Origin of the sequence: Spirosoma sp. KNUC1025 (assembly GCF_045160025.1) — a bacterium.
Lineage (GTDB): Bacteria > Bacteroidota > Bacteroidia > Cytophagales > Spirosomataceae > Spirosoma.
In genome coordinates this window covers 54,541-70,739 of sequence record NZ_CP087139.1, presented here as the reverse complement: position 1 = coordinate 70,739, position 16,199 = coordinate 54,541, and the positions used below count along the sequence as shown (strand labels likewise).

Annotated in this window: 11 protein-coding genes and 1 pseudogene; 5 read left to right on the top strand and 7 right to left on the bottom strand. The window is 49.7% G+C overall.

Annotation, left to right across the window (positions count from 1 at the left end; all coding sequences use genetic code 11):
* Nucleotides 1–11: 11 nt before the first annotated feature.
* The 6 genes from uxuA to LN737_RS00265 form a co-directional block, all read right to left on the bottom strand.
* The gene (gene uxuA, locus LN737_RS00290) at nucleotides 12–1,220 is read right to left on the bottom strand and encodes a mannonate dehydratase (RefSeq protein WP_405515174.1); all 1,209 of its coding nucleotides are present in this window, start codon (nucleotides 1,218–1,220) and stop codon (nucleotides 12–14) included.
* 160 nt (nucleotides 1,221–1,380) lie between these two features.
* On the bottom strand, nucleotides 1,381–2,850 hold the full coding sequence (locus LN737_RS00285) for a M48 family metalloprotease (RefSeq protein ID WP_405515172.1): 1,470 nt from the start codon (nucleotides 2,848–2,850) through the stop codon (nucleotides 1,381–1,383).
* Between the two features lie 256 nt (nucleotides 2,851–3,106).
* Nucleotides 3,107–4,531 (bottom strand): S9 family peptidase, encoded by a 1,425-nt coding sequence (locus LN737_RS00280; RefSeq protein ID WP_405515170.1) that lies wholly within the window; start codon nucleotides 4,529–4,531, stop codon nucleotides 3,107–3,109.
* A 7-nt stretch (nucleotides 4,532–4,538) separates the two neighbouring features.
* Nucleotides 4,539–5,834 carry an MFS transporter gene (locus tag LN737_RS00275; RefSeq protein WP_405515168.1) on the bottom strand — a complete coding sequence of 432 codons (1,296 nt, stop codon included), beginning with the start codon at nucleotides 5,832–5,834 and terminating at the stop codon, nucleotides 4,539–4,541.
* Nucleotides 5,835–6,030: 196 nt separating this feature from the next.
* A complete protein-coding gene (locus tag LN737_RS00270; RefSeq protein WP_405515166.1) occupies nucleotides 6,031–7,314 on the bottom strand; it encodes a mandelate racemase/muconate lactonizing enzyme family protein in 1,284 nt (427 codons plus the stop codon).
* Nucleotides 7,315–7,349: 35 nt separating this feature from the next.
* On the bottom strand, nucleotides 7,350–8,267 hold the full coding sequence (locus LN737_RS00265; RefSeq protein WP_405520256.1) for an RraA family protein: 918 nt from the start codon (nucleotides 8,265–8,267) through the stop codon (nucleotides 7,350–7,352).
* A gap of 259 nt (nucleotides 8,268–8,526) precedes the next feature.
* Between LN737_RS00265 and LN737_RS00260 the strand changes: the two are divergent.
* The 5 genes and pseudogenes from LN737_RS00260 to LN737_RS00240 all read left to right on the top strand — a co-directional run bounded on the left by LN737_RS00260 (nucleotide 8,527) and on the right by LN737_RS00240 (nucleotide 15,519).
* Nucleotides 8,527–11,036, top strand: a pseudogene (locus LN737_RS00260) (glutaminase domain-containing protein).
* Between the two features lie 432 nt (nucleotides 11,037–11,468).
* Nucleotides 11,469–11,708, top strand: coding sequence for a hypothetical protein (locus tag LN737_RS00255; protein WP_405515164.1), 240 nt, complete (start codon nucleotides 11,469–11,471; stop codon nucleotides 11,706–11,708).
* Nucleotides 11,709–11,894: 186 nt separating this feature from the next.
* The gene (locus LN737_RS00250) at nucleotides 11,895–12,266 is read left to right on the top strand and encodes a BlaI/MecI/CopY family transcriptional regulator (protein ID WP_405515162.1); all 372 of its coding nucleotides are present in this window, start codon (nucleotides 11,895–11,897) and stop codon (nucleotides 12,264–12,266) included.
* Nucleotides 12,263–14,251 carry a TonB family protein gene (locus LN737_RS00245; protein ID WP_405515160.1) on the top strand — a complete coding sequence of 663 codons (1,989 nt, stop codon included), beginning with the start codon at nucleotides 12,263–12,265 and terminating at the stop codon, nucleotides 14,249–14,251. Before LN737_RS00250 ends, LN737_RS00245 begins: the two co-directional genes overlap by 4 nt.
* Entirely contained in the window at nucleotides 14,248–15,519 is a 1,272-nt protein-coding gene (locus LN737_RS00240) for a TonB family protein (protein WP_405515159.1), read from the top strand. Before LN737_RS00245 ends, LN737_RS00240 begins: the two co-directional genes overlap by 4 nt.
* A gap of 285 nt (nucleotides 15,520–15,804) precedes the next feature.
* Here the strand turns inward: LN737_RS00240 and LN737_RS00235 are convergent, their stop codons facing one another.
* A complete protein-coding gene (locus LN737_RS00235; RefSeq protein ID WP_405515157.1) occupies nucleotides 15,805–16,149 on the bottom strand; it encodes a hypothetical protein in 345 nt (114 codons plus the stop codon).
* Between the last annotated feature and the right edge of the window lie 50 nt (nucleotides 16,150–16,199).

Here is a 16,199-nt window from a genome sequence, read left to right as displayed (position 1 = left end):
GAATGTACGGCTTACGCTTTGTCTTCCAGCGAACGCTGAATCCCCAGTTCCAAACCTCGTAGTTCGGCCAGCCCACGTAACCGGCCAATGGCAGAATAACCGGGATACGTCTTTTTTTGCAAATCGTCGAGCATCTGATGGCCGTGGTCGGGGCGCATCGGAATGGCTGTTTCGCCAACGCCGGTTTGCTCCCGCCGTTTCTGTTCCAGCACAATTGCTTTCACCACGGCATACATATCCACATCACCTGCCAGATGATCGGCTTCGTGGAAAACGTGTGGCCGGATTGACGTGCCGCCTTCTTCGCGCCTGGTGGTCCGAAGATGAACAAAATGAATACGTTCACCAAATCGCTGAATCATACCCGGCAGGTCGTTGTCGGAACGAATGCCGAGTGAACCCGTACAGAACGTAATGCCGTTGGCTGTTACGTTGCTGGCGGCCATCAACTGCGCTAAATCGGCTTCGGTGCTCACAATACGGGGAAGTCCCAGCAACGGAAACGGCGGATCGTCGGGGTGAATGCATAGGTTTACGCCTACTTCCTGCGCTACCGGAGCCACCTGCTGAATAAAATAATAGAGATTCTGTCGAAGCGCCGTGTCGCCGATGGTTGCGTATTCATTCAATAAACCCTGAAACGTATCGAGCGTGAAAGCTTCTTCCGAACCGGGTAACCCCAGCAGGACAATATTCGACAGCGTTTGAATCTGTTCCGGGCTCATCTGATTGAATTTCTGCCGGGCTAGTTCAATAATTTCAGGTTCATAATCGGCTTCGGCACCGGGCCGTTTCAGGATGCACAGGTCGAAAACGGCAAAATCTTCCCAGACGAACCGGAGCGCCCGCGACCCATCCGGCATTTCGTAGCTAAGGTTAGTGCGCGACCAGTCGAGCACCGGCATGAAGTTGTAACAAACCGTTCGGATGCCACAGCTGGCCAGGTTCCGAATCGATTGTTTATAGTTCTCGATATACGTAGTGCGGGTCGGCCTGCCTTTTTTGATGTCTTCGTGAACGGGCAGGCTTTCGACCACAGCCCAGTGCAGGGGCGAATACGTTTGATTGGCTGCTTCTACCAGTTGTTTTCGTTTGTCAATCTCCTCAACCGTCCATAATTCGCCGACGGGAATCTGGTGCAGGGCTGTAACGACACCTGTACAACCCGCCTGTCGAATATCCATCAACGAAACCGGGTCATTCGGTCCGAACCAACGCATCGTTTGTAACATACTTATTTGTAATTAGCCATTCGTTAATCCTGAAGCTGCTTAAGCTGAGTGTTTTACGCACAGTCGGGCGTATTTCTGTCATACGAACCAGGCTGCCCGCGTGACAAAAAAGGTAAACAGGTGCATTAACTAACCGAAAAATAATTGCCTACCGGCTGATAACCTTAATTAAAGCGCCTTTGGTTACCCGATCATCGGCTTTAAGCCCATTCAATATACCAGCCTCTTCGACCCGACTGGCCGGCATACCCAGCGCCGTTACCACCTCCCGAAACGAACCGTCGCGTGGAGACGATTTTACAAAAACACGTTCTGACTTGCGATTGAGTTTATCCGGATCGGTGAGCGAGCGGAAATTTTCGGCCACCTGCTTAAAGGTACTAAAACTGCTGTTGAAATCAGCCGCAGCCGACAATCCATGCAACGCATAGACTGCATTGTTATACTGAATCAGCCAGGTTCCGATCTGGAGTGCCGTTTTAGGGTCCTGTTGCGCTTGTTGCCCCTGCTGCTGTTGCTGCCGCGAAATAAGGACGTAGGCCGGATTGCCGTTAATGGTGGTTTTCGCGTTTTCCAGTACGTTCAGGCTCAATTCCTTGACTAAATTCTGGGCCGCTTCGTCCAGCGAGTTGCCTTTCGCCAGCATGAGAATCATCGCGGATTTTCCATCCTTGGCAGCCATTTGAAACTGGCTTGGTGAGTTTTGAGACTGCCAGCTGTTTGGGACAGGAAATTGAAAACGAAGTTCGGGATGATAGAAATATCCCTGTTCAACAAATCCCTGCTTAGGATCTTCGCCATACATAATCCCGTCAATCAGTCGTAGATACCGGTCGCGATCTACCTGGTAAGAAGCGGGATTCTTAGCCTGATACTCTTTGGCCAGCTCATGTACGCGTGTGAAGCGATTCCCCGGATCAGGGTGAGTCGACATAAACTGCGGGATGGCTTGGCCCGATTTGTCGGAAAGGCGTTTAAGAGTTCCGAAAAAATCAGCCATCTGGTGGGCATCGTAGCCAATCTTGCTGGAATATTCTACACCAAGTTTGTCGGACTCCGATTCGTGGTCGCGGCTGTATTTCAGCGACAAAAGACCCAGTCCCTGCTGGAGTGCCTCGATATTCGGACCAACGACCTGGGGAGCTAGTACTGCTCCGCCAATTAGAGCGATTGTACTGAGCAACTGGCTTTTCTGAGATCGGGCCGCGTGCTTGGCTGTGATATGGCCGATTTCGTGACCCAATACGCCAGCAAATTCAGCTTCATTGTTGAAATGGGCCAGAATGCCGCGCGTGAAATAAACGTAGCCACCCGGTACGGCGAAGGCGTTGACAATCGGCGAATCAACGATATAGAACTGGTAAGGAAGATCGGGCCGATGCGAAACTTTAGCCATGGCCTTCCCTTTTTCGTTCATAAACGCCTGCAGATTTTTGTCTTCGTATAAACCCATCGTGGCAACAACCGAGGGGTGCGATTCTTTGCCAATGGCAATTTCCTGCTCGGTCGACATTAAATTTATTTCGCGCTTGCCGGTAACAGGATTACGGGCGCAGGCGAAAGCAAACAGAAGCGTGATGACAACAAGGAGTTGTCTGTGGTAGGTGCGTGTATGCATGGTAGGAGATACAAAAAAGTGTAACGCAATATCCTATCTGAAAAAGTCAAATAGATCGTTGCTAAATCCAACATAAACACAAATCCACCCCGTATTTGTTTAATATGATTTTAATATAGGCGCTATTCTGACTTAATTATCCTCTTAAGCTATGTGATTTTGGGATTCCGCCCTCTGGTTTGCAGACTTCTAATAAAGTAGCCAGGGTGGTCTTCTCTATAGCTTGATTGCCAAAACCCAATAATTATTAACCAGATTACTTAAGCTGTTTTTTTGCGAATTCAAGAAATATGGGCCAGTCGAGTGAATCGACGTGACCTCCTTCATGATCCCGGAAGGCCAGTTCGCCGTTTATAAGCGATACGTCGGGCGCAGGCATTTCGGTAGTTCCGACGCCTTTTTTGCCTAACAGTTCATACACCGGACTGGCACCCACGCAGGCCAGAAATTCGCCTTTCGGGTCGGCCCAGAGATCCTTTGTTCCACCTGTTATAAACAGCGGTCGTGGAGCAATGAGAGCCATAAGTTCGTGAGCATCTACGGGCATGGCTACCCAGTTTCCGCCGTATTTCAGAAAGTTACCAGCCATCCAGTGGTATTCACCCGGCCCTGCTACGTTGTCAATTGTTTCTCCGCAGTTTCGCTTTTCCAGAGATGCCCCCAGCGAGCCCGAACAACTGGCAAAGACAATCGCCCAGCGCGGGTCCTGCGCTCCTGCCCACAAGGCCGTTTTGCCCCAGCGCGAATGGCCCTGAATACCTATCTGTTTGGAATTGATACCTTTATCTTTCTCGAAATAATCAAGCACTCGGCTTAACCCCCAGCTCCAGGCCGACAAAACGCCCCATTCGTCGGGCTGACGATCTTTGCCGCCGTTCATCAACCCAATAATTCCCTCGTGTAAACCAGCCCCACTATCCAATTGAATCGCGCCCGTATTCACCGTAGCAACGGCCCAGCCAGCATCAATCAGTTTCTCGATACTAGCCATCGGTTGCGGAAACGATCCCCACACAATCACCATAAGCGGTACTGGTCCTGTGGCACTGACTGGGCGGTAATACGTAACAGGAACACTTGGTTTTGCGGCTGGGTAGCGGCTATTGTCGATGGTTCCGATAATTGATTTTCGGCTGGCTTTGCCATCAAGCACCGTACTGTCAGTGCCGGTTGGAGCGAAGGTCACCGTGGGTGTATTGGCCGGTGTCTTTCCGTAAATCTGGGTTAAATAATCGTTTAGAATTTCTGGCCGACGCTGCTTCCACCATGTCGTGGCATTGGTTACGGGTTTTCCGTTTTTCAGTTTTAGCGGGTCGGCCAGTGTGTAGTTATTGGCGGTGGCATCCTCATAATTCGTCCAGTTGCCCCAGCCTGAGCGTACATGCGTATTACCCGCTTCGTCAAACCAGTTGGTCGAGCCTTCTTTTTGTTTCAGATGCTGCGGGCGCTTCGGGTCATCGGTGGGGGCGGGTAAGGCTGGTAGTTTCAGACTCAGCTTATCCATCATTTTCTGCCAGTCGGCCTGACTGGCTTCGCGCATTTTGTTCATGTAGGCCGTTCGCTCTTCGGGCGTCATTTTCTGAAAATCAGGCGCCTGTGCGTTGGTCTGGCAGACAGTCAGAGCCAGGGCATACGTAACAACAGCCGTACCAAGCTGCGTGGATAACTTATTGTTTTTCATGAATTTGCTACGATTTGGCGGCCCGGCGAAAAACGAAAATATAAAGCATACTCCAGGCAATTAAGTAGGCTAGACCCGCTATGTAGAAAATGATGTAGTAGCCTTCTGAAAGGCTGCCCAACGCTTTGTAGTGGTCCAGAATCCTGCCGACAAGTAAGGGGAAAACGGCTCCGCCGAGTGTACCGGCCATTGTGCCCAGGCCAACCACCCGGCTAAGAACCTGCTTGGGAAACTGATCGGCGGCTACGGTGAAAATATTGGCCGACCACGCCTGGTGAGCGGCTACGGCCAGCGATAAAATGGCAATGACAGGCCACAAATTACTTAACTGACTGATGAACATAACCGGCGTAACGCAGATGGCGAATAAGGCCATGGCCCATTGGCGGGCGCGCGTCGGATTCCACCCTTTTTTAATTAGCGTCGAGGAAAGCCAGCCTCCCCCAACGCTGCCAATGGTAGCGGCCAGATAAATAACAATGAGCGGTGCGCCCAGCTTTTTCAAATCGAGGTGATAAATATTGGACAGATAAGAAGGAAGCCAGAACAGGAAAAACCACCAGATCGGGTCCGTCAGCAGTTTACCACTCATGAACCCCCAGATCGCTTTATTGGCAAAAATTGGGTATTTGGTCGGCGGGCTATCGCTGATTAGGGTGGTCGGTGCAGCGTCAGTAATGGTTGTTGCTTCGGTGATGTAGGCTAGCTCGGCCTCACTGACGCGTTTGTGCCGCGACGGTACGTCGTAATAAAACCACCAGGCCACAATCCAGAGAAAGCCGAGCGCACCCGTCAGAATGAATGTCATTTCCCAGCCCAACAGCAGAGCCAGGGGTGGAACAACGGCAGGGGCCACTACCGCCCCAATGTTGGCCCCGGAATTGAAAATCCCAACCGCCAGTGCCCGCTCTTTCTGCGGAAACCATTCGGCTACAGTTTTAATCGACGCCGGAAAGTTACCCGCTTCGCCAATACCCAATAGTCCACGAGCAACCATAAAACCAGCTGTTCCGCCCGCGAGCGCATGGGCCATAGCCGCCAGACTCCAGATCAGAATTGCCCAGATGTAGCCTGTTTTGGTGCCGATCCGGTCGATAAGGTAACCCGCCAGCAACGTAGTGGTGCCGTAGAAAAAAGTAAATACCGTAACGATATTGGCGTAGTCGGATTCGCTCCAGCTAAATTGTTTCTCCAGAATAGGCTTCAGCAGACTGATTACCTGCCGGTCGAGGTAGTTAATCGTTGTGGCAAAAAAGAGCAGCCCGACAATAACCCAGCGGTAACTGCTCTGGTTTGGTTTCATACCTGACGTCGGGAGAACGCTTTCGGCAGCGGTGGGAAGGTTACTGTTTCCAGTCATAGACGTATTGTATAGTCAATTGTTAGAGAGGATACTGTCTGAGATCTTGTTGGGTTTGTCATCCTTCAGAACGACAAACCCCATACCTTGATGATTACAGCAGCGACTCAAACCGGAAATCTTGCGTCGCTGCGATCACTCAGACGAAAAACGGTACGTCTTTAGGCGCGTATTTTTTCATGCCTTCTTCGTTGATTTCTACGCCAATACCCGGCTTTTCGGAGAGGGGAATAAACCCTTTTTCAACCATTGGCCCATCGAACGTAACGATCTCCTTAAACATCGGCTCTTCGTGAAAGTAAATCTGCCATTCCAGAATCAGGAAGTTCGGAACGGAGGCACACACGTGGCTCGACGCCATCGCCCCCAGATACGACGCTACCATGTGGGGGGCAAAAGGGACGTAATAGAGATTAGCCAGATTGGCAATACGTTGCGCTTCGCCTAAGCCACCCGCTTTCTGCAAATCGGGCATGATAATGTCGACGGCACCAATTTCGAGCAGCTTGCGAAATCCGTGAGCCAGATAATGGTTTTCTCCCGCGCAGATGGGCGTATTGGAGGCTTCCCGAATCTGCTTGTAGGCTTCCGGATTTTCGGCCGGGATGGGTTCTTCCAGAAACAGTAGATTCAGGGGTTCCATCATCTTGGCTACCCTACGGCCGGTCGTTACGTCGTAGCGCCCGTGCATATCTACACAGATGTCAATCTTCGGCCCAACGGCCTTGCGGACACCAGCAATCTGGTTGTACATCCGCTCGAGTTCACCGGGGCTGGCCGTCCAGTTGTAGGCATCGTATTTGTTGGGGTCGTTCCGTTCGTCGATGTCGTATTTTACCGCCGTAAATCCCATGTCGACGGCCTTTTTCGCACTCTTTCCAAAGGCATCGGGGCTGGTATCGGTTTCGCGGTAAGCGCCGGTATCGCAATAAACCCGAATTTTATCGCGGAACTTGCCACCCAGCAGCCGATAAACAGGCATACCGAGGGCCTTTCCCGTTAAATCCCAGAGCGCCGTTTCGATGGCCGACAGCACCGAGATATATATGCCTGACTGAGCGCCCTCAAAAAAGCCGGATTTTCGGACATCTTCAAACAATCGGTTTACATTAAGCGGACTTTTACCTTTAATCCGTTCGCCCATGAGCTTGACAAGGTGATACGTTCCGACCGACGCATCGACGGCTTCGCCACAGCCCCAAATACCCTGGTTGGTATGGATTTTCACAAACAGGCTGTGTCCCCCGCGGGTATAACCACATTTGATGTCGGTAATTTTTAAATCGGAAGGAGCTGAGGAGAGTGGCGCGTTATGAACGGCGGTTTCGAGCCCTTCGCCAAAACTGGATAAGGCACTGGCGCTGAATACGCTGGCTAACGCGCTTTTGGTCAGAAACGAACGTCGGGAAGTAGTGGTTTTCATAAGGTTTAGGGAAGAAGCTTATCGCTATTTTTGTATTACCAGGTCCGTGTTTTCAGATAATCCTGAATTTGTTCTTTCGGGACCGGTAGTTCGTTTACGTGTGCATTGAGCCATTGCGAGAAATCTTTTTCGATCACATCCGACCAGCGGGAATCGATCTGGCCGGGCGTATATTTCTGTTCACGTAGCCGCAGGTGGCCGAACATATCCCGCAGCCGAATGATCTCCGAGGTTTTTACCACTTTTTCGGCCAGATGGGGCGGAATGAAGGCAACGCCCCCGTCGCGCCCCAGCACTACGTCGCCGGGCATCACCATGACCTTACCGATCCGTGTCGGACGATTAATGCCTACCAGGGTGGTGTTCAGATTGCCTTCCGGATTATGGTGCGAAGGGTGATAGCTGCGGAAGTAGGACGTAAAGCCACCAATTTCTTTCAGGCCAGCGACGTCGCGAACAGCACCTTCATACACAATGCCATTGCCGGTTTTGGCATAAATGGAATTGCCGAGGTTATCGCCAATCGTTGGGCCATCTTCGTGCATACCAAACTGATCCACTACATACACATCGCCTTTTACCAGCATGTCGATCGGCCAGGCATTCTGAGATTTGACCCGACCATCTTTAGTATGCCCTTTTTCGTCCGTTACGCGGTGGACATCGGGGCGCCCCGGCATGAACGTAGCGGTCAGGGCGCGGCCAACCAGTACGCTGTCGGGATTGATTGTCTGCCAGTCGCCGGTAAACTGGTAGCGGTAATTTTCGCCTTTCAACACCGCCCATGCCTCTTCGTGCGTCACCAGTTTCATACGTTTCAGAATAGAATCCGGCACTTTAGGCCGCCCATCCGGGAATCGCTCTCCTTTCCAGTCGGGTGTCAGGAAAATTAATTCCTCCTTCGAAATCTGCTGAGCAATGGCGGCTGATAGCTGACCAAGCAATGCCAGCATAGCCCATAATGCAACGACTCGTTTCATAATTGAGATTCAGTAAATAATATGGGTTTGGGTAGGTTTCTCGAATAAGAAATGAAGTAAGGCATTCTACCCTTCTGAGAATGGATTTGAATTTATAGCGGATTTCCTACTTATTTCGGGGGCTAAATAGCCTGCTAAACCAAACAACAGACTTCACTCACATAAGTAAAGGTCAGACCGCATTGATCTTATGATGCCGGATCGTCTCTTTTCTCCAACCTCAGCATTGTTTATGCAAAAAATTACGCTCTTTCGATTGATCGGTATTCTAGTCTTCCTGCTGTCTGGTAAAATTCAGGCACAAACGCTTCGCCCACCGGCCTACCCACTTATTACTCATGATCCTTATTTCAGTGTCTGGAGTACAACCGATAAACTGACGGATTCACCTACGCGCCACTGGACGGGTAAGCCCCAGTCGCTGGAGGGTATTGTGCGGGTAGATGGCAAAGCGTACCAGTTTCTGGGTGCCGTTCCGACAACCTATGATCCTATTCTGCCCACGGGCGAGCTGAAACCTTACACGGCTCAATACACACTGGCAAAGGCCGAAGCCGGTTGGGAGAAGCCTGATTTCGATGCCAGCCGCTGGACGTCGGGACCCGGTCCCTTTGGCGATACGCCCGAAGCCCGGACCAAGTGGAAAAATGTTGAAAGCATGCCAAACGGGATTTATATCCGACGTGAGTTTACGTATGATGGCAAGGCCGACCCTACAAAACTTCTGCTGGTGCTCAACCACGACGATGACGTAGTGATTTATCTGAATGGAACAAAAATTCTTGATAAGCCGGACTACGTCAATGAATACATGTATTTGCCCCTGTCGGCAGAAGGTCAGAAAGCCTTGAAGACCGGGAAAAACGTACTGGCGGTTCACTGTGTAAGTCCGCGGGGGGCTCATTTATTGATGTGGGCCTCGTTAGCCCCGTTGGTACAAACTCGCTGGCTACAGCCACTCAAACGGGCGTAACGGTTTCGGCTACCCAGACGCGCTATACCTTTACGGCTGGTCCGGTCAATCTGACGGTCAATTTCCGTTCGCCCCTGTTGCTGGATGAGCTGGAAGTGGCGGCCCGGCCTATCACCTACGTTACGTTCGAAGCGCGTTCGCAGGATGGTAAGCCACATCCGGTGCAGCTGTTTTTCAGCGAGTCGGGCACGCTGGCAACCAATACCATCGGTCAGGAGGTCGTCGCGAAAAGTGGGCAGGCGGCAGGCATAGCCTATCAGTCGGTTGGTACCGAAACACAGTCAATCTTATACCGGAAAGGCGATAACGTCCGGATTGACTGGGGGTATGCTTATCTGGCGATTCCGCAGCAATCGGGCGGCCAAACGGCGTCGGGTATGGCTGATCACCTGAAAAAAGCATTTTTGACCAATGGCCAACTGGCTGCGTCGACAAATCAAACGGCTCGGGCGGCTATTGATATGGCTCTTGCTGTCGCACTGGATTTTGGCAACGTAACGAAGGCGGTGAGCAAGCACCTGATGCTGGCTTACGATGATCTGTATTCAGTGCAGTATTTCGGAAAGAATCTGCGTCCCTGGTGGCGCCGGAACGAAAAAGCGACCATGCCTGCTTTGCTGCAAACGGCCGAAAAAGACTATGCCCGGCTCGAACAGAAGTGTAACACCTTCGACGCAAAACTCCGTGCCGATGCGCAGCAGGCGGGGGGTAAACAATACGCGGATTTATGCGAACTCGCTTACCGGCAGGCCATTGCTGCCCACAAAATTGTGGCTGGTCCGAAAGGAGAGGTTTTGTTTTTCTCAAAAGAGAATTTCTCCAATGGATCTATCGGTACCGTCGATATTACGTATCCATCAGCCCCGCTTTTTCTTCTGTATAATCCGACCTTACTGAAAGGGATGATGGAGCCCATTTTTCAATACTCAGAAAGTGGCCGATGGAAAAAACCCTTTGCTGCTCACGATGTGGGTACGTATCCGCAGGCAAATGGACAAACCTATGGCGAGGACATGCCCGTTGAAGAATCTGGAAATATGCTCATCCTAACCGGTGCCATTGCCGGAGCAGAAGGCAATGCCAACTATGCCAAACAGCACTGGAAAACACTGACAACCTGGGTAGACTACCTAAAAAAAGATGGGTTTGATCCGGCTAATCAGTTGTGTACCGACGATTTTGCCGGGCATATTGCGCGCAATGCCAATCTATCCGTGAAGGCTATTCTGGGTATTGCGGCCTACGGTCAACTGGCTGGCCGGCTGGGCGATAAGGCAACCGCCGAAACGTATTTGAAAATGGCCCGCGAAATGGCGACGAAATGGCAGCAGCTTGCCCTCGATAAAACGCCTTCCGGCAAGGTGCATTACGATCTGACGTTCGAGAACGCAAACGATACGTGGAGCCAGAAGTATAATCTGATTTGGGATAAGCTACTGGCTATGAATATATTTCCGAAGCAGATCGCTCAGCAGGAAATAACGTACTACCTCACTAAACAAAAGCCCTATGGTTTGCCGCTGGATAGCCGCAAAACGTATACAAAGTCGGACTGGATTATGTGGACAGCCACGCTTGCCAGTTCACCCACTGATTTTCAGGCACTGGTAAAACCTGTATGGCGGTTTGTCAACGAAACACCATCCCGCGTGCCGCTCACTGACTGGCACGAAACTACCGATGCCAAACAGGTTGGTTTTCAGGCACGGTCGGTAGTAGGTGGCTATTTTATTAAGATGCTCGAAGGCAAACTGACGAAGCATAACTAGCGAAATCGCGAGCAGTATTCAGTTGAGCCCGTTTTTCTCTTACTATCCGTCTAGAGAAAAACGGGCTCATTCTTATGTATCCTTCACGTCCATCGGTAACTGTCCTTAAAAAAAGATAAACGTTCGTTCTCTCCAACAAAAGGGGGATAATGAATTAGGTTGGCTATCATTTTTTTATCAATGATAAAAGTCAGTATAATGTATTGTTATTGATTGACTTATAGTCTACATATGTATGTAACTACATAGTTACTGTTGTAAAAAAATAGGTCAAACATTGTTTAGGGAAATCTAATTACATAACTATATGGTTGCTTATGAAAGAAAGTAGGTACTTGAATGATTATTAATAAGAAATATATAATTGAACCCCTATCCCATTCTGAGTGGCGAATCGAGGAATGGCAGGTTAGATTTCAGCTGTCGGAAAGAATGCTTCATGATATCAAAAAGGGGGCGAAATCCAATACTTGGTACGAAGACCCCATCATCGTTGCGTTCTGGATGGAAAAGCTCTGGATGTGTTTTAAAAACATTCATAAATTTCATACGACTTTCAAAACGCTGCCCCAGGTTGGCGACTGTTTACTTAATGAGCCATCTGCTCTGATTGTTCAGCAGCGGTCTATCGACGGAGAAAATATGAGCATTCTGTTTACGCTCTCAGATTAGTTTGACTAACCCTTGTCCCTGCTTCAGACGGTTGCTCTTGCAGGAATCCAACATTCGTTGAATTATTAATAATCAAACTTTTACGGGTTGAAGCGTTTGTAGCAAAAAAATAACTAATACATTAGTTGTAAAACTAAATCATTAGTCATACCTTTCGGCATCTATTACGTAAACCAGCTTCTCACTATGCCGATACGCGAACTCACCAAAGCCGAAGAAGAAATTATGCGAGTGCTCTGGCAACTCAAAAAAGGCTTCGTTAAGGATGTGCTGGCGGAGTTACCGGAGCCCAAACCGGCCTATAATACCGTCTCAACGATTATTCGTATTCTGGAGAAAAAAGAACTGGTGGGTTATACGGCTTATGGAAAAACCCATGAATACTACCCATTAATTACGGAGGAGGAATATCGTCGTTTCCAGACCGAACAGTTAATGGCAAACTACTTCGATAACTCACTCAAAAAGCTGGTATCGTTTTTCGTAAAGGACAAGAATATCAGTTTGAGTGAGGCCGGCGAAATCATTAAGCTTCTTAACCAACAGAAAGACAAATGAACGCGCTCGACTACTTCCTGAAAGCCAACCTTTACGGACTGCTGTTCGTAGGGTGTTACTGGCTGTTGCTACGTCATCATACGTTTTTTAGGCTGAATCGGCTGTATTTGCTCGTATCAGCGATGCTGTCGCTAGTCCTGCCGCTTGTGAATTTACCCACGCAAACGGTAGAGACATTGCCCCGCCTGGATTGGCCAGTACCTATTCCAGTAGGAGTCATTACGTTACCAGCAGCTACGGCAGCGATTAGCCCCGCCGAACCGATTCCTGCTGTCACTTTCCCCGATTGGGAGCAAGTCGGCCTGATTGCTTATGGCATAATCGCACTGGGTCTGATCCTCCGTTTTATGGTCCATACCATTCGGTTATTGCAGCTCATTCGTCGGTCGCCCCGGCACACGAATGAGGGCTATGTACTTGTCCAGCCGAATAACCCGACCATCCCGACATTTTCATTTTTTCACTACGTAATTCTCAACCCAGCCGATGCCCACAATGCGCTGATTATGCAGCACGAACTGGTTCATGTTCGGCAATACCACAGTGCCGACGTAGTAACCCTGAGCCTGCTGCGTGCGGTGTTCTGGGCCTGCCCGACGCTCTGGCTGATGGACCGTCTGCTACGTCAGGTGCATGAATTTCTGGCCGATAAGCCAACCCATCAGCCAACAGAATACGCCCGGTTTTTAGTCGATTATTCGTTCGGACTACAATCCGGTTTAAGTGGCCCGGATACGTTGACGAATCGTTTTTTCAATCCGTCTTTGCTGAAACAGCGGATCATCATGCTGCACCGGAAAGCTACAACCCGCTGGGCTTTGGGTAAGTATGCGCTGGTGCTTCCATTGGCATTCAGTTTGCTGGCCATGACAACTGCACGGGAAGAAATTGCGGCTATTGTCGATCAGTCAACCGGCGAAACGCTTACCGTTTCGGGGCGAGTAACCAGCCTGGATGGAAAGCCGTTGCCCGGCGCTAACGTAGTAATTGCCAATACCGGAAAAGGTACACATACCGATGCACAGGGTAACTATAAGCTTGTGAACGTACCGGGAAAAGCGCAGATCAGTATCAGTTTTGTAGGTTTTACCACGAAAGTTTTGCCGGTAAGTGGTCGAACTACACTTAATGCAGCTCTGACAGCTACGGACCCTGCCGAGCTGCCTACGATGGGCGCGACATCCGTCTACAAGGCAATCAAACCAAACCCGAATATGCCCGTACGAACGCCCCCATCCTCGGAAACGATCAATGGCAAGGTGTATACAGCTGTTGAGGAACCGGCCGTTTTCCCAACAGGCGTACCGGGATTAATGCAGTACGTAGCGCACGAACTTCGCTATCCAGCCAAAGCAAAAGCCGCCAGGCTTGAAGGGGTGGTATTGGTGCAATTCGTCGTGATGCCAAACGGGTCGGTTGGTGCTGCTACGATCAAAAAAGGATTTGACACTAAGTGTAACGTAGAAGCGCTCCGGGTTGTGAAAAAAATGCCCCCCTGGCTGCCTGGTAAACAAAATGGAAAAGCCGTAGCGACGCAGTACGTTATTCCCATTCAGTTTGCGCTGGAGAAAAAAGAGGATAAACGAACGGGCAAAATTGATCCGGAAACTTTTTCCCCCACCGGCAGTCCGATAGGGGAGTTTCCAGCCGTGCGCGATGCCAACTACCCGAATCAGCCACGCCTTGCCATGACAACTGTGTCTGCGGATGCCTTTAAAGCAGATACCGTTCCCGCGCCCGGTTTGATGCGGAAGCCAAACACACCCGTAACCATTCGCGCGAATGGCCCACTAGGGCCGTTGGGAAATGACCCTCTTTACGTTATCGATGGTGTTGAAATACCAAAGGATACGCCCAAACCAATTTCAGGCCTTAGCCCAAATGACATCAAGGACGTGCATGTTCTGAAGGGTGAGGCTGCAACGAGTACGTACGGTGAAAAAGGAAAAGATGGTGTCATTATCATAACCACTAAAAAGAAATGAATACGTTCCTTTATCTCTTAACCGCCAGCCTGTATCTGCTGCTTTTTTACGGATGCTACGTAGCTATCCTGCGTCGAAACACGTTTTTTGGGCTGAATCGGGCATATTTAGTAGCCTCAGTTGTGCTTTCGCTATGTCTGCCTCTTGTCGAATTACCCGATACGACCCCAGAGTCAATTCCCGTTGGCATCATTACGTTACCCGAGTTTACCACCACTACGGCTGAAACCAATGGATGGTCGACAACGGAATGGCTGTGGTTATTTTACGGGATTGGCGTCGGGATGATGCTTATCCGACTAGGGATAAACATAAGACGGGTGTTGCGGCTCATCGGACGCGGTACACCCGAACGGAAGTCGGCTTACACACTGGTACGGCTGCCTGATAATACAACTCCCTCATTTTCCTTCTGGCGCTATCTGGTGTTAAATCAGACCGACGCAATAACAGAGCCGGACGCGCTGGTACGCCATGAAGAAGCGCACATTCGGCAATACCACACCGCCGACATTCTGTTTGTGGAAATAGTACAGATTGCTTTCTGGTTCAATCCGGTGATCTGGCTCTATAAACGTGCCTTGCAGGAGGTTCATGAATTTCTGGCGGATCACGCCGTTCTGAAAACGCCACAACCCGATTATCCCCGGCAGTTAGTTGCTTATGCACTCAACGTATCGCCAGCTACTCTTATAACTCCTTTTGTTTCCCGATCAACCCTAAAACAACGTATCGTTATGTTACAAAAACCTGCATCGAATCGCCGGGCGCTGCTCAGTTATGCTTTGGTTTTACCATTGGCCGCCTGCCTGGTCATGTGTACACAGTCTGAACAGGATCGGCCGTTGAGCGAAGCCGACCAAACTGCCTCGCAGGGCACCCGTAAGGCTGCGAAGGTAGAGGGTAAAATTTATGATTTGGTCGATGAAAGCCCTGAGTTTCCGGGTGGTATGAAGAAACTAGGCGAGTACCTTAGCCAGAATCTGAAATATCCAGAAGCCGCTCAGAAGGCAAAAATAGCGGGTAGAGTGTTTGTCCGGTTTGTTGTTACTAAAGAAGGGGAAATTGCTAATGTTCAGATTCTGAAAGGCATCGGGTATGGCGCCGATGCTGAAGCAGTACGGGTTGTGAAACAGATGCCGCGTTGGGAACCCGCCAAACAGGGTGGAAGAGCCGTAAATGTGCAGTACCACTTGCCCATCAATTTTCAGTTAGAGGAAAAAAGCGATAAAGCGGCCGCTGACAAAGCAGCAGCTAATGATTTCTAGCGGTCAATATCGAAGTATAAAAATTATACGCTTGATGGCAAGCAGATTCGCAGAGATATGTTACAGCTAACCATTAAAAAGGCAAAAGAAGATGGTATGCACATTTCGTTCTCCATCCACGATAAAAGTAATACGGTTGCTTTTAACCATGTTGATGAGTAACTACTGTTGTTTATTTACACCCCGCGGTTGTAATCGCGTTTCGCGAATACCTATAAAGTCAGTGGTCCGTTGGTGAACTTGAAGGTTTGCCAACGGACCACTGACTTTATAGGTATGAGTTGATTATTTCAGTCGATCCTGTAGAATCGTTAAGATTAATTGCTGCGTTTGCTGGATATCGGTCACGGTCGTTTCTAAGCGCGTTTGTCCACTTTTCAGGTCAGAGATACCTTCTTTTAAGATAGCAATATCCCCCTCCACTTGGTCGAATCGATCATCCACTTGCTTAAATCGATCATCCACCTGATTAAAACGGTTATCTACCTGATCGAATCGGTTATCCACTTGATCGAATCGGTGATTAACCGTTACGGTTAAATTAGCCAACCCTTTAGCGATGGTGTCGATCTGACGAGCCTGGTCAACGGCCAGGGCTTCTAATTGCTCAACGCGTTCTTCTAGAAACATACTCAAATATATAATTTTTGTTGAATAGACGGATAAAGCGCTGAAAAGAA